Genomic DNA, 19,482 nt, shown 5'->3' on the forward strand with positions numbered 1-19,482 from the left:
TGTTTCGGATTCCCTATCAAATCACGCCGAGCTGCTTGCCCACGCGCGCGAAGGCGTCGACGGCCCGCCCGATCTGCTCCGGCGTGTGCGCCGCGCTCATCTGCGTGCGAATGCGCGCGCGGCCCTTCGGCACGACCGGATACGAGAAGCCAATCACGTAGACGCCTTCGCCGAGCAATGCGTCGGCCATTTTCGAGGCCACTTGCGCGTCGCCGAGCATCACCGGAATGATCGGATGCTCGCCCGGCACGAGCGTGAAGCCGAGCGCGCTCATGTCGCGGCGGAATTGCGCGCCGTTTTCGCGCACGCGGCGGCGCAGCTGTGCGCCTTCTTCGCTCGCGATCAGTTCGAGCACGGCCAGCGACGCGGCGGCGATGCTCGGCGTGAGCGTGTTCGAAAACAGGTACGGGCGCGAACGCTGGCGCAGCAATTCGACCACTTCCTTTTTCGCCGCGACATAGCCGCCCGAGGCGCCGCCGAGCGCCTTGCCCAACGTGCCCGTGATGATGTCCACGCGCTGCGCGACGCCGCAATGTTCGGGCGTGCCGCGGCCGTGTTCGCCGATAAAGCCCACCGCGTGCGAGTCGTCCACCATGACGAGCGCGCCATAGCGGTCGGCGAGATCGCAGATGCCCTTGAGGTCGGCGATGATGCCGTCCATGGAGAATACGCCGTCGGTTGCGATGAGCTTGTAGCGCGCGCCGGCGGCATCGGCCTCCTGCAGCTTTGCTTCGAGGTCCGAAAGATCGTTGTTCTTGTAGCGATAGCGGCGCGCCTTCGAGAGCCGCACGCCGTCGATGATGCTCGCGTGATTGAGTTCGTCGCTGATGATGGCGTCTTCGTCGCCGAGCAGCGTTTCGAACAGACCGCCGTTCGCGTCGAAGCAGCTCGAATAGAGAATGCAGTCCTCGGTCTGCAGGAACGCCGCGAGCGCACTCTCGAGCTGCTTGTGCACGGTTTGCGTGCCGCAAATGAAACGCACCGACGCCATGCCGAAGCCGTCGCGATCGAGTCCGTCCTTCGCCGCCGCGACGAGCCGCGCGTCGTTGGCGAGGCCGAGGTAATTGTTGGCACAGAAGTTGAGAACGTCGGCACCATTCGCAAGCTGAATGCCGGCGGATTGCGGCGTGGCAATCACGCGCTCGTGCTTGTAAAAGCCGTCGGCGCGGATCTGCTCGAGCGTGGCGCGCAGGTGGTCGAGGTACGGGGTACGCATCGGGTCGGACATGTCTCGGGCTCCTGACAGGGGCGGCCGCGGCTGCTATAGTCGCCGTCAGCCATGAGCGAACATTTTCTTTATTTCGAACCTATGTTCGATATACCGAACGAACTCTAAACGATGAGGCCGTGAATGACAAGCACACGCGCAAGCACCCGCAAACCGCGCGCCGCGTCGTCGGCCGCGCATGGGGAAGCGCCGGCCACGGCGGCTACCGTTTCCACGGCGGCCGTCTCCACGGCGGCCGCTTCGTCCGCTTCCACGGCGACGGTGCCGCCGCGCGTGGGCGAGCAGATCCAGCGCCTGCGCACCGAGCGCAAGATGACGCTCGACGATCTGTCGCGCGCGGCGGGCGTCTCGAAATCGATGCTATCGGAAATCGAACGGGACAAGGCGAATCCCACCATTGCCGTGGCGTGGCGGCTGACGAACGCGCTGGGCGTCAAGCTCGACTCGCTGTTTGCCGCGCCGAAGGCGCCCGAAGCCATTGCGGTGGCCGGTCCGCACGACATTCCCACGCTGCACGGTCAGGACGCGGGCTACCAGCTGCGCGTGTGGGGTCCGATCGAACTGGCCGGCAGCTTCGAGTGGTACGAACTCACGCTCAAGCCCGGCGGCGCGCTGGTGTCGAACGCGCACGAGCCCGGCACGCGCGAGCATCTGACGGTGCTGCAGGGCAGTCTGGAAGTGGAAGCGGCGGGCGCCATGCAGCGCATCAAGGCCGCCGACACGGCGCGCTATATCGCGGATCAACCGCACGCGATCCGCAATGTCGGAAAAGGCGAGGCGCGCGCGCTGCTCGTGGTGATTCACGGCTGAAGGTGCGGCCGCCCGGCTAGCCGAACGGATGAGGCTGCGTAATCGGCTCGAATACTGTATATTTATACAGTAAATGCCCGACCGGAGCCGTCAATGCCACTCCCGCCCGCCCATCCACCGCAGTCCGAACAGGAACTGGCCGCCCTGCGTTTTCAGGCCGCCGCCCGCGATCTCGAACACATCGTTCGCAGCATCGCGCAACGCTATATCGCCCAGCACGTGCCGCTCACGTGGCGCCTGCTGCACGCCGTCGAAGCCGAGGCGCTCGCCGATCTCGGTTTTGCGAGCCGCCACGACGCGATCATGCTCGGCCTGTTTCAGCGGCCAGACGACCTGGCATTTCCGGAAACCGACGAAACCGTGGACTTCGGGCAATCGAACGCGTTGCCCGCGGTATTTGCGTTCGCCGTCTCGGCGTATGAACGCGCGGCGCAAAGCGCGGAGGCTGCGCGCCAGCAGGCCAGGCGTCACGAGGCCGTCAAACGCATGCGTGCCTGGGGCGGCTAGTGGCAGTTGAGAACGCACGGTTTACCGGCTCATGACCGACGGCGCGCACTATCGCTATAATCACCTGTAATGCAACTAACGGAGTGATAGAGATGGTGTCCTCTACATCCTCACGCGACCTCTTCGATCAACGGCGAGCCGACTGGCAACGCGATCCGGTCGGCGCCTTCGACGCCTGGCTGGTTTCCCAGGATCTGCGCCGCTCTTCCGCCGACGTCTACCGCGTGCAATGGGGGCGCTTTCTCGAGTGGCTCGCGCTCAAGCGCAAAACCATCATGACAGTGGACACCGGCACGATCGCCGAATTCGTCGCGAGCCTCGAGGTGAAGAAGCCGCAACGACTGCGCTATCTTCGACTGATCGAACGCGTGCTCGACCACATCCGCGAAATCGAACTGGCCTCCACCAATCCCGCGCGCTTCATTGCGCAAGACGGCGAGGCCGCGTGGCGCAATGCGCGCGAAAACGAGCCAACCGGCTTTCTCAATGCGGACGAACGCGCCGCCATCATCGGCAAGCTGTTTTCACCGCTGGTCGAACAGTCCGCGGCAAAACGCTGGCGCGAGCGGCGCGACCGCGCACTCGTCGCCATCTTTCTCGGCGGTGGCTTAAAAACCGGCGACGCCATCGCGCTGACACTCGACTGCGTCGCGATCGGTTCGGAGTGGGTGACGATCGAGGCAGACAATGCCGCGTTCACGCGCGTGACCCGGCTCGCGCCGTTCGCCGTCGACGTGCTCGGCGCATGGCTCGAAGCGCGAAGGCTCGCTAATTTGCCGGGCGAACTCGTGTTTCCGGGCTCGCCTTCGGGCCGGCCCATGCACAAGGCCACCGTGCTGCGCGCCATCGACGCCTTGATGGAAGAAGCGGGCGTCGCGCAAACGCGCGCGGAGCGGGCGAGTCCGCAGACGTTGCGCAATACCTTCGCGGCCGATCTGTTCGAACGCGGCGTAGAAACCGATCAGGTGGGGCAATGGCTCGGGTTTCTGCAACCCATATCGGCCGGTCGGCTCTACCGGTCCTGGCAGGCATGGAGCGAACGCGAGACTTCGCCAGCGGCAAATGCCGATCACGTTGAGTCGTGACGCCGATACGGCAAAGTCCCACGGGCAGGCGGTTTCAGCTGGCAACGCGCCCCGTATATCCTCACCCTCCTGCGCCGTAATCGCTCCCGTAAAGCATCACCTCAAACCTTGACGCGCGACGCCGATTTGCCCGCAAAGCGTGCGAGCGCTTCGAGCCGCGAGGCGCCCGGGCCCGACGTGTAGTCGCATTCCGGACACGACAGCTCGAAGCCGTCTTCCACCTCCGCGAGTTCCGGCTCGCCTTCCTGACAATTGGGGCACCGCGCCGGCAGGCTCACGTGACCATCCACCGCTTTGCCAAGTTGCGCGATTTCGCTCTCGCCGAGGCGGCCGGCCTCGGCCAGCGAGCACAACACCGCGGCCACCGAGGCATCGACGCCCTGTTGCCCGCGCAGCGCCGACACCTGGCGCGTCAACACATCCACTTCATCCGAACGTTCGCGCAGAATCGCGTCGAGCCGGTCGGCGCGCGCCTTCGCGGTCGCGATCTGCTGGATGAAGTCGAATTCCTTTTTGCTCGCGTCGCGTTGCGCGGCCTGCCATGTCGACGACATCGAGCGCAACGAGTCGAGTTCGACGAGCATCGGCTTGACGCGCCGCTCGGCTTCCGCGAGGGCGTCCTTGATTTGCTGCGCGTAGTGCTCGGTGCTCTTGCGCATCTCTTCGTGCAGACCGTCGATACGGTCGCGCAAACCCGCGTTCGTCGTTTGTTCGGTTTCGATGCGCTGACGTAGCGACTCGTTCTCTGTTTCGAGCCGCTGCAGCAAGACATCGCGATTGCCCTGATGCAGCACGCCTTGCGCGGAACTGGCCGCAAGCTGGCTTTCGAGCTCGCGAACGCGAATGTAGGCGGCTTCGGTCCGGGCTTCGCTGCGCTGAAGCATCTCGTCGGCGGCGGCGCGGCGCGCTTCGGCTTCGCGGGTGGCCTGCTCGGCGTCGCGCTGTCCGGCTTCGAATTCGGCACGCTCGGCTTGCAAGGCTTCGCGCGCGAGCGCCAGCGATGATTCGAACAGCGCACCCAGCAACTCGCCCGCGCGTTCTTCGAGCGCAGGCGGAATCGCGCCCGCACCGACCCGCACTTTCGATGTGCTGCGAATGCGCTGCCAAAACAGCTCGATGTCTTTGGGAATGTCGCTGGCACTGCCGGTCTGCGTCAGATCGCGGACGGTGGCCATCGACGGGCGAATCTCGAAATCGAAGAACAAACGCTTGCAGGCATGCAACGACAACTCCTGCCGTCGCGCACCGTTTGCGCGCAGTTTGTCGAGTTCTTCGCGGATAACCTCGCGGTCTTGATCACGCATATTCGTATTCTCGGCAGGGGAGTGGCCGAATAATAACAAATTACGTGTTATTTGCTACATATTTTCGTGGTCCTGGCTCCGCTAGGCGGTCGCGGCGCTTTCTTGGGCGATTCGACCGTTTCTATCGCGGCGATGTCGCCTGACTATCGTGAAACAAAGCGAGGTTTGTTTCATAAGGCATTGATAAACCGACGAAATTTCGCATTCATTCTACGCGTACGGATTGTTTCACGCGAGCGTCATCGTCGGTGTTGGGGGGAAGTGTGGATATCTTGGGCGACTCGCGGGGTTCGTGATGCTTGAGAGTCATAAAAGTAAACACCCTTAATACCTTATTAAAAACGTTAACGCCAAGGCAAACCCTTACCAGGCAAGGCTTTCCGGGCGATCAGGTGAAGCTTTACGGGAAGCCTGGTGAGCGCTTGCGGGATTGCGCGGTGACGGGGTTCGGGACTGTGGGTGAGGAACAGCGGGAAAGGTCGTGAGCGGGTTCGGGAGCGCCGTAATTCTTGACTCCGCGGCAAAGGTGAGCGAATTCGGGAGGATGATACCGGCCGGCTGGGCGATACGCGGAAAATATGACGCTGTTACGGGAAATGCAACAGTGAGCGGATTCAGGACCGTCGATTGAGTGAGTTTTTGGGTCGAATTAGCGGGGCTCGGCAGCGCAGGTGAGTTTAATCAGGAAAGAAATCGCCGTGAGGGTGAGGTTTTTCGGGGCTTCGAGGCCAAATCCGCGCCCTCGGCCGCTTTTTCGGGCTTGAGGTGAGTATTTTCGGGAGATCGAAGACCGGACCGAAGTTGGCTTCGATGTATCGCACTCGCCTTGGCGGTCATTGCGCCGCTCCAAGGTGAGAGTTTTCGGGACCGGTGGTCGGTGGTGCGATTTATGCAGACTTCACGGCACGCAAAGGCGCTTGAGGTGAGGCTTTGCAGGAGCGATTTTGTGCCCGCAAAAGCCTTGAGGTGAGGCAATACAGGAAGAAGTGGGCGGTCACTGCGCTAGAAGGCCCGGATTTACGTGAACATTTCCGGAATGGACTGACGCTCCTGGAATCCTGAGGTGAGGCTTTACGGGAGTCATGGTTCGGGCTGTTTTTTGGCCGCGCCTTGCGTATCGGGTGGTTTAAGGTGAGATTTTACGGGGCGCTGCGCGATGTTCTGCCTGCTTCGTCGTTTGTGGATAAGTGGTGGATTCTATTGATTTTTCTGCTAAAGCCATCAAACAGGTGATGCTTTTCGGGAGCCCTCGCAGCCCAGGCTTCAATCGCTCTCCCTACGTCAAAGGTGAGATTTTCCGGGAACGAAAACACGCTCAAACGCGACTGGGTAAGGATCCCGGCAAGCTGGATTCTCATCGTCGCAAGCGGGAAAGGTGGGGATTTTCGGGATCCAAAACCGAAATTCTGCGCCGATGGCGAGCCGATTTCACGCCTGGACGCCAAAATTCAGCGATTTCTGTTGGTAAAAGGCTGGGATAGAGCGCTTCGCGGGCGTTGATGCGTCATGAAGCAATCCATCATGCGCCGAACGGCGGCCACTTCACTTCACCGCCTCCCGCGGTCAGCCAATACGGCTCTTTCCGGCAAAATTTTTGAGGTGAGCTAATACGGGAGGCATTCTGGACCTTGAGTTCCGGTCGCAAAACGCGGCCAACGGGCAAATCCCCAACAGTCAAAGCACCAGGCCGGGCGCGGGTTTGCGCTGAGGTGAGGCTTTTCGGGATCGCCTGGCGGTGAGTTCGCCGCTCGGATCGCGCATCACCAGGAATGGTGAGATAGGCCCTATAGACGTCTATCACCCCAGACGGTATGCTTTCGCGAAATTCCCTCCTCGACTCGACGCATGGCCACGAAGCGCGTGAAAAAAACCGATGTGGTGAGTCCCAGTTCGGCGGAATTGCGCAAAGCCGTCGAGGCGATCGCGATCCAGCCGAAAAGCGGCAAAATCACCCTCCTGACGCGCAAGCTGTTCAACGTGCTGCTTGCCGTCGCCCAGCAGGCGGACGAGTCCGGCGACACCTATCGTGCGCTGCTCTCGGACATCGTCGCCAATTCGGCCTTCGACTCGAACGATACCGCGCTCGTGAAGGAACACCTGCGTCGCATGGTGTCGGTGCAGGTCGAATGGAGCCAGGGTACGTCGAGCCAGAAGCCAGGGCGCAAGTGGGGCATTTCCACGTTGATCGCCGACGCCGAAATTCTCGAAGACCCAACCACGCGGCGGGTCTGGGTCGAGTTCTCGTTCGCGCCGAAGATCAAGAAGAAGTTGCTCGATCCGGTTCAGTATGCGCGCTTGAGTCTGCAGTTCCAGAGCCAGCTGCGCAGCAGCGCGGGTCTCGCGCTTTACGAGATCTGCGTGCGCTATCTCACGAATCCCAGCCATCTGACGATGCGGGAAACGTGGGAATGGTGGCGGCCGATCCTTTCCGGCACGCCGGATACCGAAGCCGGCGACGAGGCCAAGCGCGAATACAAATACTTCAAGCGCGATTACCTGCGGCCCGCGATCGCCGAAGTGAATGCCGTCACGAACATTTTCGTCGAGCTGATCGAGCATCGCGAAGGACGGCGCGTCGCCGAGATCCAGTTCCGCGTGACCGAGCGCAAGCAACCGATGCTCGCGCTCGATGAACATCCGAACGTTTTCGACAGCACGCTCGTGGACCGGATGGTCAAGATCGGCATCCCGCTCAAGGAAGCCCAGTCGCTTTACGCCGACAGCGAGGAAAACCGCATTCGCGCCGCCCTGCAACTGACGGAGCAGCGCATGCGCAGCACGAGCCTGCCGCCCGTGCGCAGCGCCGCGGCTCTCTTCAAGGACGCGTTGAAAAAGGGCTATGCGCCGCCGGTCGAGACGCAGGCCGGCGCGGCGCCGGCCGCGGGACGTGTGACCGCCTCGGTGACCGCGGACGATCCGAAGGCGCGTTTGCTCGACGAATATGCCGCATGGCGTCGCAAGGAGGCGCGCGCGCTCTACGACGAGCAGGGCGACGCGGAGCGCGAAGTCGCGCGGCAATCGTTCGAAGCGGATGAGTTGCCCGGGCTCGGCGCGCATTTGCGCGACGACTGGCGCCGTCGTGGGCTGGATTCGAAGCTCGCAGACTCGGCGTTTTTCGACTGGCTTGCCCGCAAGACGTGGGGCGCACCCACGGATGGCGATCTGCTGTCCTTCACGCTGAATCAGACTCGCGCGGCCTGATCGCGGCGTGCTGACCTTCTCGCTCCGGCGTTCTGCCGGAGAATCGTCCCGCAGTGCCTTTTTGAAAAAAAACCGGCGAAGCCTTCGTGATCGAAGGCATGCTCGCCGGGATCGTCTACCACTGGCCGCTTACTTCGTCTTCAGGATCTGCTCGATCTGCTGCAGGATCTCGTCGCGGCGATCCTTCGACAGTCCCTTAAGGCGCAATTCGAGCCGGTCGTCGCCATACGACTTTAGATCGCCGACCGATACCCCATCGAGCTTGATCTCGAGTCGTTGCGCGTAGCGCTGACGTCCCGCCGGTTTCGGCGTTTCCTGGGCGCTGGCGCGACCCTTGACGATATCGGCAACCTGCCGCGTGCTCAGATCGTCGGCGACGATGCGATTGATGAGTCGCAGCGTGGATTCGGTGCCGCGCGCGCCGTGGTAGCGGCCGACCTGATACGCCATGTTCGAGCCGAAGCGGTCGGGGCGCGCGACCATCTCCTGCATCACCGCTTCCGGCAGCTTGCCGATGGAAAGCGCGACCGCCACTGTCGATTCGTCGAGACCTAGATGGTCCGCGAGTTCGCGTTGACTCTGGAAATGCTTGTCGTCGATAAAGCGCTTCCACACGACGGCGTTGTCGAACACCGTCTGCGAATCGCGCTGCACGTTGAGGTCGTAACCGAGCTTGTAGCTCTGGATTCCGATGGGCAGATCGACGACGATCGCCTTCACGACTTCCTTGTTGGCTTCCTTGAGCGCGCGCACCCGACGACCGCCGTCGCTCACGTAATACGTGCCCGGCGTCTGATAGTCGGGAATGACGTGAATGGCCTGCTGCTGACCCTGCTTCGCGAGATTGACGGCCAGTTCGGCAATCGACCCCTTCAGGTAGAAATGGCGGGGATTGAACGGGCTGGGCTTGATCGCCTTCAGCGGCAGTTCGATGATTTGCCCCGGGCGATAAGCGTGCTGGACGCGCCACGCGTGGTATTCGGCCGACTCGTTTTCAACGATGACCGGTGCCTCCACGACGGCGTCGACAACCGGCTGGCTCGCGCGGCCCGTCACCTCGCGAGCTTTCGGCTTGTCCTCGACGAGGCCGTCGATGGCGTTGAGGCGGTCGAGGGCGGTGCGCTTCTCGCTGCTCGTCGTATCCGGGCGTGCCTGGAAGCCTTTAGCGAATTGGGAGGGTTTCATTCAGGGTCCTTTATGCGCATAAAGTCAGGGGAGCATCGCCGCGATTTCGTCGGCGCATGCGCGCACTTCCATCGCGGCAAGCCGGGCGCCGCGGTCGTTCATCTGCAATACGGTTTGGCCAAGCGCCATGGCTTGCTTGTACGCTTCGCGCGTCGGGATCTGCGTCTTCAGCAGCGGAAATCCCAACTCCTCCAGCGCACGCTTCAGTTCGCGCGTGAGCATGCGCTTCTCTTCTGTCTTGTTCAGCAGGAACACGGCGCGCAGATCTTCATTCATCACCTGGGCCTGCTGGATCAACTTGACGAGGCCAACGCTCGACCAGTAGTCAGCCGGGGACGACGACGTTGGAATGACGGCGACCGTCGCGGCGAGCAGCACGACGCCTGAGACTTTTTCGGTGATCGAGGGCGGGCAGTCGACGACGATGATGTCGTAGTCGCCGATGAACTTCTTGATCTCGCGATGGATCTGGCCGCCGGCTTCGGAAAGGTTCACCACAGGAAACGGAATACCGGCTTCGCCGTCGGCCGATGCGCTAGCCCAGTGAACGAGGGTGTTCTGGCCGTCCGCGTCGACGACGAGCACGCGTTTGCCCTTTTCGTGGAACGCAGCACCCAGATGCATCGCGATCGTACTTTTGCCGACCCCGCCCTTTTGCTGCGTGACTGCGATGATCTCAGCTGCCACCTGGAGTTCTCCTTTTTCCTGTTGGCTTCGAATTCTACCTGGAATGTTTTTCGATTCAATGATTTTTACGAAATATCGTCCAGATTTAGCCATTCGGATGAGGTTTATGCGCATAAAGGTGGCGGCCGGGGCTTTATGCGCATAAAGCCCCCTTTGCTGCTCATCGTGTCGAAGCCGTCTTCACATGCGGGTCCTTGCTCCCGGGTAGAAGTGAAGCGGTCGATTGCGTTGTCGCGCTGTCATCTAACGTCGTTAATTTCGGTGCACCGCCCCGTCGAGATTTTTCGGGCGGGCAGGCAACGCGCCAGAAACATCAGAAGCCCATGATGAAAGCCGCTTGCCGAAGCGAAGCATCTCGCGCTCGCGATTCCAAAACGCATACACGTCGGCGAGATCTGCGAACGTGCCCGCGCCATGCAAGCCACCGCGCAGCACCACACCGAGCACACCAACCTTTATGCGCATAAAGCCCCCGGCGCCAATATGGGCTGCGCGTCCGCCCAAGCCCTTCACGCTTCGCCCGGTAAAATCGCGGCGTCTACGCCTCAACCCACTACCCTCTCGGCTTTTGCACGAATCATGATCACGATCTATCACAACCCCCGGTGCTCGAAGTCTCGCGCAGCCTGCGAACTCGTCGCACAAGGTCACGCCGGCGAGACCGTCGAAGTCATCGAGTACCTCAAGCAACCGCTTGGCGTCGATCAACTCAAGGCGCTGCGTGCATTGCTCGGCGTTCCGCTGCGCGAGATGGTCCGCACCGGCGAAACGGAGTACGCCGATTTGAACCTCGGCGCGGAGCATGTCACCGATGAAGCGTTGTACGAAGCCATCGCAAAGCACCCAATCCTGTTGCAACGACCGATCGTCGTTCGCGACGGCCGTGCCGTGATTGGCCGGCCAACCGAAAACATCGAAGCGCTGTTCGAATAAGCATTCGCGTTTCCCCCGCGTTTTCCAAACCCATTACGACAACAAGAGAAGCCCGTGACCACCCTTGCTGCCTGGTCGTTTCACGACACCCAGCTCATCCTCTCCTGCGTGCTCGGTCTCGCACTGATCGTCATCCTGATCAGCGCGCTGAAGCTCGCCCCGTTCCTGTCGATTCTTGTCGGGACTTTCGCGGCCGGTTTTGCGGCCGGCTTGCCGCTCGAAGCCATCGCTAGCGCATTCAGCAAAGGCGCGGGCGCGCTGCTCGGCGACGTCGGCATCATCATCGCGCTGGGCGCGATGTTGGGTGCGCTCATGGCCGAGTCCGGCGCGGCCGACCGGCTCGTCACCACGCTGCTCGACCATTCCACGCCGCGTGCGCTGCCGTGGATGATGGCGCTCGTCGCGGTCATCATCGGCTTGCCGTTGTTCTTCGAAGTGGGTCTCGTGATGATGGTGCCGATCATCTTCGTGATGGCGCGTCGCTCGAAGCAGCCGATTTTGCGCATCGCAATTCCCGCGCTTGCGGGCATGACCACGCTGCATGCGCTGCTGCCGCCGCATCCCGGTCCGCTCATCGCCGTGAGCGCCTTGCATGCGGATCTCGGCATCACACTCGGTCTGGGTCTGATCGTCGCGTTGCCCGCGGTCGTGCTCGCCGGTCCGATCTACGGTTCGTGGCTGTCGCGCCGGATGCATGTCGCCGAACCGGAAGATCTCGGTAAACTTTTTACAAGTCATGATTCGCAACTTGCCGCACCCGGATTCGGCGTTTCGCTGCTGACGATTCTGTTGCCCGCATTGCTGATGCTGGGCCGAACGGTCGCGCGCCTCGCGCTCACGCCGAAAACGCTCGCCTACGAAACGCTGGATTTTTTGGGTGAGCCGCTCATCGCACTCGGGCTCACCGTTCTGTTTGCGATCGTGGCGTTGGGCTGGTCACGCGGCATGCCGCGCGATCGCGTCGGCGGCATTCTGCGCAAGAGCTTGCCGCCCATCGCCGGCCTGCTGCTCACGATCGGCGCGGGCGGCGGTTTGAAGCAGGCACTCGTGCTGGCCGGAATCAGCACGACGATCAGCAAGATCGCCGTCGGTGCGCACTTGCCGCTGTTGTTGCTCGCATGGTTGATCGCCGTGGCCCTGCGTCAGGCTACCGGTTCCGCCACGGTCGCGACCACGGCGACGGCGGGTATCGTCGCGCCCGTCGTCACCGGTTTGAGCGCGCCGCATAGCTCGCTGATGGCGCTGGCCATCGGTGCGGGTTCGGTGTTCTTCTGCCAGGTGAACGATGCGGGCTTCTGGATGGTGCGCGAGTACTTCGGCCTGCAACTCAAACAAACCGTCTTCGTTTGGTCGATCCTGCAAACCATCGTGTCCGTCGTCGGCCTCGTACTCACGCTGGTGCTCTGGAACGTGCTCGCGTAACGCACCCGACACCGCCACGCCTCGGCTGCCCGGACGTTCGCTGTACCGTGCGGCGCGCATGCCGACAATCGGCATAAAGCGCCGCGCGCGACGTGATTCGCATCGAAATCGACGCGAAAAGCTCACACAATATGCACCTTTGAAAACGTGCGGGCGAATCCCAAGCGAGGCCCGGCCACACCGGCGCTGCGGGTAAGTTGTCCACAACCTTATGCCCAAAAATTGTGGATAAATCAGTGGCCCCTCGAGTTATCCACATCGGCAGTCCGCTGCGTTCCGTCTCGTCCTCCTACGCGACGTGAGAAATCGCGCGCGCCTATGATGGTGCCTGCTTCCGCCGCGTTTCTCGCGCGCGATCCGAGTACCGAAGAAAACCCCGATGAGGACACTGAGATGGCATACAAAATTGCAGTCGTGGTCGGCAGTCTGCGCAAGGAATCGTTCAATCGCCAACTCGCGCACGCGGTGACGTCGCTGGCACCGCCCGACTTCAGCTTCGAATATCTCGATATCGGCGTGCTGCCGCTTTATTCGCAGGATTACGACGCCGACTATCCCGAGGTCGCGCGCAACTTCAAGAAGCAGATCGAAGCCGCCGACGCGCTGCTGTTCGTCACGCCCGAATACAACCGCTCGATTCCGGGCGTGCTCAAAAATGCGCTCGATTGGGGGTCGCGCCCGTGGGGCACGAATTCGTGGGGCGGCAAGCCGGGCGCGGTGCTCGGGACATCGCTGGGCGCGATGGGCACGGCGCTTTCGCAGCAGCATCTGCGCAACGTGCTCGCGTATCTCGACGTGGCGGTGCTCGCGCAGCCCGAGATGTTCATCAAGCACGACACCTCGCGCATCAACGAAAAAGGCGAAATCGTTAGCGACGATACGCGCAAATTCCTGCAGGGTTTCGTCGATGCCTACGTCACGTGGGTCAAGCGCCAGCTCGGCCGCTGACGCCTGACACCACAACGGCGACTGCCGCGCTCAGTGCAACGTGCGCGGCGGCTGCCCCGGCGCCGGGGTCGTAGCCTGATCCGCGGATTGCCCCGTTGCCTGGCGCTGCGTCTGACTGGCCGCCGGGCTCGCCGGCGCTTCGTGAGGTTCCGGATGAGGTTCCGACGAAGCTTCCTCGAACTCCAGGAACTCGTTCGGAATCTGCGGCGCGACGCCCTGCGCGGGCGCTTTCGCCTCGGGCGCGGCCGGCACGTTCACCACCGGCGCCTCGACCACGGGCGCGTCCACGACCTCCACGTGATGCACGCCCATCACCGCCCCCGCGCCCGGTGCGCTCGCGGCCGTGAGCACGGTTGCTTCGGCCTCGTTGAGCGGATCGACCGGATTGATCGTGTCGACAACAGGCGTGGCCGCGGGCGTCACAGTGGAGGCCGTCGCTTCGGTGGGCGGCGTGGCGGCGGCGTGGGCGCGGCGGCGCATGGCATCGGCGATATCGCCCAATCCCAGTTCGTCGAGCGCCGAATGCTCGCGCTGTGCGTCGGGCACCGCGGGGTGATCCGTCGATGCCGCCGGCCAAGTCCACGGCGCGCCGCGGCGCGCGACTTCGAGCGCATGTTCCGCGCGCAGCGTTTCCGCCGCGAGTTCGGCGTGCACCTCGTCGTCGACATGAACGCCGATGCGCACGCTTTCGCCCAGCGGTGGCGTGGCTTCGCCTTGCTGCTCGGCCGTGGTTTGACGCACGTCGCCCGTGGTCGAGAAAAAGCTCGTTACGAGGCGTTCGATGCCGGCGAGCACGCCCTCGTTCTGCGCGGGCAAGTCGATTTCGCTGGCCGCAAAACCGCGCTGCAGCAGCGCGGCCTGCGCGTGCAGCGCTTCGTCGTAGGACTTGAAAAGGCCCGTCACGGTCTGTTTCATGGCGATCTCCTTCGAATGGCTACGCGGGAAAAATATCCCTCGAAGCACCGCAAATCGCGTGCCGTGCGCCGATCCGCCGTGCCTCAGTGCGTGGCGTCCCGCGCGCGCGTCTGGCGGTCGCCGCGAATCGCGTCGAGCATTTTCTCCAGCAGCGCGATGTCGAACGGCTTCGAGAGCACGCGCACGTCCACGTTGCGCGCGCGTTCGAGTTCCTCGGCGTAGCCCGTCACGAGAATCACGGGCAGCGTGGGCTCGAGGCTTTGCAGCGCCTCGGCGAGATCGATGCCGTTCATCGTGCCCGGCATGTGAATGTCGGAGAGCACGAGGTCGAAGCGCGGCGTGCGTTCGTCCTCGCCAGGCGGCGCCTTGATGCGCGCGAGCGCGCTCGCGGCGTCGCTCGCGCAGGTCACGCGGTGCCCCATCATCTGCAACAACGCCTCGGTGCCGGCCGCCACTTCGTCGTTGTCCTCGACGAGCAGCACGCCGAGTCCCTGCTTCACCTCGGCGCTTTCCTCGCCCGGTTCGTTCACGCGCGGCGCGACCGGCTCGGCGAGCGAGCGCGGCAGGTACAGATGCACGGTCGTGCCCGCGCCAATCGCACTGTCGATGGCCGCGAGACCGCCCGAGCGCTCGCAGAACGCGAACACCTGCGGCAGCCCGAGACCGGTGCCGGTGCCCTTCGACTTCGTCGTGTAGAGCGGTTCGAACGCGCGCGCGAGCACTTCGGGCGGCATGCCCGTGCCCGTGTCCTCGAGCGAGAGATGAACGAAGTCGCCGTCGAGCGGAAAGCCTTCGTTCGGGCGGAAGCTGATGTTGCGCGCGTTCACGGTAAAGCGGCCGCCGTTGGGCATCGCGTCGCGCGCGTTGACGGCGAGATTGATGAGCGCGAGTTCGAATTCGGCGACGTCGACGAGCACCGGCCACACGTCGTCGGCGACATCGACCACGAGCGAGACCTTCGCGCCCAGCGAGGCGCCCAGCAACTCGCGGCACGCCGGCAGCCAGCGTCCCACGTGGATGGTTTCGTTGCGCAGCGGCTGCTTGCGCGCGACGCCGAGCAACTGGCGCGTGAGCGACTGGCCGCTCTTGAGCGCGCGTTCCATGGCCGACAATTCGCGGTCGAGGCCGGCCGCGCCGCGCCGCCGCGCGATCTGCACGTTGGCCGAAACGATCATCAGCAGATTGTTGAAGTCGTGCGCGACGCTGCCGACGAGATTGCCGAGCGCTTCCATCTTGCGCGACTGCCGGTACGCGGATTCGATCGAGCGCCGCATCGACGCTTCGGCCTGCCAGCGCTCCCACGCCTCCTCTTCGGCGGCGAGGCGGCGCAGCGAGAGCCAGATCACGCACCAGAGCGCGATCGACGGCATGAACATGGAGATGATGAGCACGCTCAGATGGCCGTACCACGCGGCCCAGATCGCGGGCGTGCGATACGCGCAGGTCACGTAGACGGGGTACGCGCCCACGCGCCGGTACGCGACGATCACGTTGCTGCCGATCAATTCCGACTTCATGTGCACGACGCCGCTGTCGCTGCCGCGCATGAGCGCCGAGTGCAGCGGCGACATCGGCGTAATGGTTTGCGAGCGGGTGCGCGACGGCGGTTCGAGCGCGAGGATCGCGCCGTCGCTGCGCACGAGCGCGAGATCCATCGGCGAATCGGGGCCGAGCAGTTCGCGATAGAACTTGCTGAAGTAGCTCGGCCGCAGCGCCACGGAAACGATGCCCGCGAAGGCGTCGCCGTCATCGCGGCGCGCCACGCCGGTGTTGAAGACGGCTTCGCCGCTCACCTGCGCCTGCATGACGCGCGAAACGTGGTCGATCACGCGGCCGTCGCGAATGCCCATGAAGTCGTCGCGCGCGACGATCGAGACGGGCGGCGGTTCGGCGTAGCGGCTGCTCGCGAGCAGGTCGCCGTCCTGGCCGAAGATCGACACGGCCGCCACTTGCGGATAGCCGCCGCCGATCGACTTGAGCTTCTCGTGGATCTGCGCTTCGTTCGCGCGAATGCCGTCGTCGTTCAGGCCGTGCACGAGTTCGACCACGCGCGCGTCGAGCGCCTCGTTCATGTCGAACACCTTGAGCGCGTGCTCCTCGGCCACGCGCACGGTGCGCAGCGTGACGTCGGTGGCGTCGGCTTCACGCGTGCGCAGATCGCTCCAGGCCATGGCGGCCACGTAGATGCAAGGCAGCACGATCGCCGCGAGCAACAAGGCGAGCAGGGTCCGGCGCCGCACGGTGAAGTCGTGTCCCGGCGCGGCCGGAAACGGCACGTCTTCAGTGCGCGGCGGCGGCGTGAGAGGGCGTTCGTCGGGCCGCTCGGGCCGGTCAGCAATCATCGGACGGAAAAAGGGGCTGAAAAAAAGCGGCAAGACCGCTACATGATAAACGACGGCGGCGATGCTTCGGCGAGATGTGCAATCGCGACGGATATCGCGGGCGAGTCTCAAATATTTCGAAAGAAACCTCGAAAGTTAATTTTCCTTCGTAGTTGCCTAAATTCGCGAAAATCGGCGAAGCGCAAACGTACACAAAAGGATAATCAACGGAAATTATTTAAGGGATCGATCAATTATTTCGAAAATTTCGCCAAGTGGAGTTAATTTTGTTCGCGTATTCGTTATCGGCGAGTTGCATTTGATTCAATTTGATTCGAGAATCGCGTGCACGATAATTAACGTGTTTGCATGAGCGCTGCGCCACAGACCAATGCGCGCGGCCGTGCTACGGGGCTGCATCCATGCAGAAGAGGGGCCTTTCGGCCAATTGCCGAATTTCCGGGGCCGCCGGCGTCCATCGCGCGACGCACCGGCCGCACGCTTTCGCCTATGCGCGCAGGCCCGTCGCCCCGCCGTTCCTTTCATGCATTACGCATAACGCAAATTCCGCACAATTTTCCCTAAAGTAATTGCGCGCGCCGCCGTTAATACGACAAAACGCACTCCGTCCAACGCACACTCAATCAGCATATCCAATGTCCTTGCCCATCGTGATCGCCGATGACTCGCTGTTAGCCCGCAAGGTGCTCACGAAGGCGCTGCCCGAGGGCTGGGACGTCGAGATTTCGTACGCGTCGAACGGAAAAGAAGCGCTTGCGCTTTACCGCGACGGTCGTGCCGAGGTCATGTTTCTCGACCTCACCATGCCCGACATGACGGGGTTTCAGGTGCTCGAAGCCTTGCAGCACGAAGACCTGAACACGTTCGTGATCGTCGTTTCGGCGGACGTCCAGCCGCGCGCCCGCGAGCGCGTGCAGGCGCTCGGCGCGGCGGCGTTCATCGCGAAGCCGGTAACCCAGGAGGCGCTGCTGCCCATCCTGAAGGAGTACGGGTTGTATGCCTGATCGAGTGTTCACAGAACTTCAGCGCGACGCGCTCCAGGAAATCGCCAATCTCGGCATGGGCCAGGCGGCGACGCGCCTCTCGGGGCTGCTCAACGCCTTCATCGAGCTTTCGGTGCCGCGCGTGCGCGTGGTCGCGGTCTCGGAAGCCGCCGCCGCGTTGCGCGAGATGACCGGTATCGACGGTCCCGTGGCCGCCGTGCGCCAGGGTTTCCGCTCGGAGATCAAGGGCGAGGCGCTGGTGATCTGCCGCAGCGGCGAGATCGCTTCGCTCGGCAGCCTGGTGGGCGGTCCTTACGCGCACAGCGAAGACGATCATCTCAGCGAAGAAGAGCTGATGTTCGACGTGGCCAACGTGCTCACGGGCGCGTGTGTCTCGTCGATGCTGGACCAGCTCGGCCGCCTGCCCGTGTTCTCGCAGCCGGGCCTGCTCGGCGAGGCGATCATGCTCGACCAGGTGTTCCAGCCGGGTCTGCTCGCGTGGGACGTGGCGCTGCTGGTGGAAGTCAATTTCGCGCTGGAAGATCACCGTTTCCGCGCTCACCTCGTCATGCTCATGGCCGAGGAATCGATTCATGTCGTGAGCCGGGCCATCGACGCGCTGCTGCATAGCCTATGAACGACCAAGCCGGTTTGCCCTCCCTGTCCGATCTCGTCGTCGAGCGGGTCGGTTTCGGCATCTTCGTGGTCGACCGCGACCTCAGCGTGCTGTCGTGGAACCGCTTCATGCAGGACCACAGCGGCTTCGCGGCCGAGGACGTGATCGGCCGGTCGATCTTCGAACGTTTCCCCGATCTGCCGCGCGCGTGGCTCACGCGCAAGGTGGAGAGCGTGTTCCAGCTCGGCAGCTTCGCGTTCAGCTCGTGGGAGCAACGGCCGTATCTGTTCCAGTTCGATCACGACCGGCCCATCACGGGCGGCGTGGATTACATGCAGCAGGACTGCACGTTCATGCCGCTCATGCATGGCCGCGAGGTGGTGGCCGTGTGCGTGACGATTTCCGACGTGACGCACGTGAGCGTGATGCAGCGCGAGCGCGAGGAAGCCGTGGCGAAGCTGCGCGAATACGCCGATCGCGACGGCCTCACGGGCATCGCCAATCGACGCTATTTCGAGTCGCGTCTCGCCGACGAATTCTCGCGCTGGCAACGTTATGGCGGCCAGTTGTCGATGCTGCTGTTCGACCTCGACCACTTCAAGCGCATCAACGACGAATTCGGTCACGTGGCCGGCGACATCGTGCTGCGTTCGATGGCGCAGCGCGTGGCCGACGTGGTGCGCAACACCGACGTGTTCGGGCGGTTCGGCGGCGAGGAATTCGCGCTGCTGCTGCCGTGTACGCCGCTCGACGACGCGCTGTACGTCGCGGAGAAGATTCGCCGCACCATCGGCGACGAACCGGTCGAGGTGCAGGGCGTGATCGTGCCCGTCACGGCCAGCGTGGGCGCCGCCACGGCGCGCACGGGCTCGGCGGATTACGAAGGCATGATCACCGAAGCCGACGCGGCGCTCTACGCCGCCAAGCGCCAGGGCCGCAACCGCTCGGTCGCGCTCGCCTGAGCCGCTTTAGCCGCTTGGACCGCCAGCGCTGCTAACGCCGCTAGCGCCATTCGATTTCGCTCGATGCGCCACCGTTCCGTGCCGCGCGCACCGGCGATTCCCTGACGCGCAGGCGCCGCCCCGCCGCGCCATCGCGCCGAACGCGCCGGCCAGAAACGGCCGCCCACGCAAGCCTCGCACCCGGCGGCCCCGCGCTGCCTGCGGGGCATCCCAAACGTTGATATACTTTGGCCCGTTTCCGGCCTGCCGTCTTTCTTGTGCAAGACGAATTCAGGGCCGGGTGCCTCGCGCGTGTCCGCGCGCGCGGGCGACCCGCAGCAAAGCGGGCCCGAATTGTCGCAACGCCCCGCCGAG

Annotated in this window: 17 protein-coding genes; 10 read left to right on the forward strand and 7 right to left on the reverse strand. The window is 63.4% G+C overall.

Going from position 1 to position 19,482, the window contains the following annotated elements; genetic code table 11:
• Positions 1–16 precede the first annotated feature (16 nt).
• The gene (locus FAZ98_RS18885; RefSeq protein ID WP_158954053.1) at positions 17–1,216 is read right to left on the reverse strand and encodes a glycine C-acetyltransferase; all 1,200 of its coding nucleotides are present in this window, start codon (positions 1,214–1,216) and stop codon (positions 17–19) included.
• Between the two features lie 135 nt (positions 1,217–1,351).
• Between FAZ98_RS18885 and FAZ98_RS18890 the strand changes: the two genes are divergently transcribed.
• The 3 genes from FAZ98_RS18890 to FAZ98_RS18900 all read left to right on the forward strand — a co-directional run bounded on the left by FAZ98_RS18890 (position 1,352) and on the right by FAZ98_RS18900 (position 3,630).
• The gene (locus tag FAZ98_RS18890) at positions 1,352–2,038 is read left to right on the forward strand and encodes a helix-turn-helix domain-containing protein (RefSeq protein WP_158952812.1); all 687 of its coding nucleotides are present in this window, start codon (positions 1,352–1,354) and stop codon (positions 2,036–2,038) included.
• Positions 2,039–2,131: 93 nt separating this feature from the next.
• The gene (locus FAZ98_RS18895) at positions 2,132–2,545 is read left to right on the forward strand and encodes a DUF2471 family protein (RefSeq protein WP_158952813.1); all 414 of its coding nucleotides are present in this window, start codon (positions 2,132–2,134) and stop codon (positions 2,543–2,545) included.
• Between the two features lie 92 nt (positions 2,546–2,637).
• Positions 2,638–3,630, forward strand: a complete 993-nt coding sequence (locus FAZ98_RS18900) for a tyrosine-type recombinase/integrase (RefSeq protein WP_158952814.1) — start codon at positions 2,638–2,640, stop codon at positions 3,628–3,630.
• Positions 3,631–3,731: 101 nt separating this feature from the next.
• Here the strand turns inward: FAZ98_RS18900 and FAZ98_RS18905 are convergent, their stop codons facing one another.
• Entirely contained in the window at positions 3,732–4,934 is a 1,203-nt protein-coding gene (locus tag FAZ98_RS18905; RefSeq protein WP_158952815.1) for a DNA-binding protein, read from the reverse strand.
• A gap of 1,845 nt (positions 4,935–6,779) precedes the next feature.
• Here FAZ98_RS18905 and FAZ98_RS18910 point away from each other — a divergent pair.
• Positions 6,780–8,135, forward strand: coding sequence for a replication initiation protein (locus tag FAZ98_RS18910; protein ID WP_158952816.1), 1,356 nt, complete (start codon positions 6,780–6,782; stop codon positions 8,133–8,135).
• 129 nt (positions 8,136–8,264) lie between these two features.
• Here FAZ98_RS18910 and FAZ98_RS18915 read toward each other — a convergent pair whose 3' ends face one another.
• From FAZ98_RS18915 to FAZ98_RS18925, 3 genes are all read right to left on the reverse strand, one after another.
• The gene (locus FAZ98_RS18915; RefSeq protein ID WP_158952817.1) at positions 8,265–9,320 is read right to left on the reverse strand and encodes a ParB/RepB/Spo0J family partition protein; all 1,056 of its coding nucleotides are present in this window, start codon (positions 9,318–9,320) and stop codon (positions 8,265–8,267) included.
• A 24-nt stretch (positions 9,321–9,344) separates the two neighbouring features.
• Positions 9,345–10,007, reverse strand: a complete 663-nt coding sequence (parA, locus tag FAZ98_RS18920; RefSeq protein ID WP_158952818.1) for a ParA family partition ATPase — start codon at positions 10,005–10,007, stop codon at positions 9,345–9,347.
• Positions 10,008–10,259: 252 nt separating this feature from the next.
• Positions 10,260–10,520 carry a hypothetical protein gene (locus FAZ98_RS18925; protein WP_158952819.1) on the reverse strand — a complete coding sequence of 87 codons (261 nt, stop codon included), beginning with the start codon at positions 10,518–10,520 and terminating at the stop codon, positions 10,260–10,262.
• A 66-nt stretch (positions 10,521–10,586) separates the two neighbouring features.
• Between FAZ98_RS18925 and arsC the strand changes: the two genes are divergently transcribed.
• The 3 genes from arsC (at position 10,587) to FAZ98_RS18940 (ending at position 13,310) form a co-directional block, all read left to right on the forward strand.
• Positions 10,587–10,940 (forward strand): arsenate reductase (glutaredoxin), encoded by a 354-nt coding sequence (gene arsC / locus FAZ98_RS18930; RefSeq protein WP_158952820.1) that lies wholly within the window; start codon positions 10,587–10,589, stop codon positions 10,938–10,940.
• A gap of 54 nt (positions 10,941–10,994) precedes the next feature.
• A complete protein-coding gene (locus FAZ98_RS18935; protein WP_158952821.1) occupies positions 10,995–12,362 on the forward strand; it encodes a GntT/GntP/DsdX family permease in 1,368 nt (455 codons plus the stop codon).
• A gap of 393 nt (positions 12,363–12,755) precedes the next feature.
• Positions 12,756–13,310 carry an NADPH-dependent FMN reductase gene (locus FAZ98_RS18940; RefSeq protein WP_158952822.1) on the forward strand — a complete coding sequence of 185 codons (555 nt, stop codon included), beginning with the start codon at positions 12,756–12,758 and terminating at the stop codon, positions 13,308–13,310.
• Positions 13,311–13,340: 30 nt separating this feature from the next.
• On the opposite strand, the gene FAZ98_RS18945 is transcribed toward FAZ98_RS18940, so the two are convergent.
• Together FAZ98_RS18945 and FAZ98_RS18950 are read right to left on the reverse strand one after the other, a co-directional pair.
• Complete coding sequence (locus tag FAZ98_RS18945) at positions 13,341–14,225, reverse strand: hypothetical protein (protein WP_158952823.1); 885 nt, start codon at positions 14,223–14,225, stop codon at positions 13,341–13,343.
• An 83-nt stretch (positions 14,226–14,308) separates the two neighbouring features.
• The gene (locus FAZ98_RS18950; RefSeq protein ID WP_158952824.1) at positions 14,309–16,567 is read right to left on the reverse strand and encodes a hybrid sensor histidine kinase/response regulator; all 2,259 of its coding nucleotides are present in this window, start codon (positions 16,565–16,567) and stop codon (positions 14,309–14,311) included.
• A gap of 635 nt (positions 16,568–17,202) precedes the next feature.
• On the opposite strand from FAZ98_RS18950, the gene FAZ98_RS18955 reads away from it, so the two are divergent.
• Genes FAZ98_RS18955 through FAZ98_RS18965 form a run of 3 tightly spaced genes read left to right on the forward strand, consistent with a single transcriptional unit; the run spans position 17,203 to position 19,128 of the window.
• On the forward strand, positions 17,203–17,571 hold the full coding sequence (locus FAZ98_RS18955) for a response regulator (RefSeq protein WP_158952825.1): 369 nt from the start codon (positions 17,203–17,205) through the stop codon (positions 17,569–17,571).
• Positions 17,564–18,187, forward strand: coding sequence for a chemotaxis protein CheC (locus FAZ98_RS18960; protein ID WP_158952826.1), 624 nt, complete (start codon positions 17,564–17,566; stop codon positions 18,185–18,187). The genes FAZ98_RS18955 and FAZ98_RS18960 overlap by 8 nt, the downstream gene beginning before the upstream one ends.
• Positions 18,184–19,128 (forward strand): sensor domain-containing diguanylate cyclase, encoded by a 945-nt coding sequence (locus FAZ98_RS18965; RefSeq protein ID WP_158952827.1) that lies wholly within the window; start codon positions 18,184–18,186, stop codon positions 19,126–19,128. The genes FAZ98_RS18960 and FAZ98_RS18965 overlap by 4 nt, the downstream gene beginning before the upstream one ends.
• Positions 19,129–19,482: the final 354 nt, after the last annotated feature.

Origin of the sequence: Paraburkholderia acidisoli (assembly GCF_009789675.1) — a bacterium.
Classification (GTDB): domain Bacteria; phylum Pseudomonadota; class Gammaproteobacteria; order Burkholderiales; family Burkholderiaceae; genus Paraburkholderia; species Paraburkholderia acidisoli.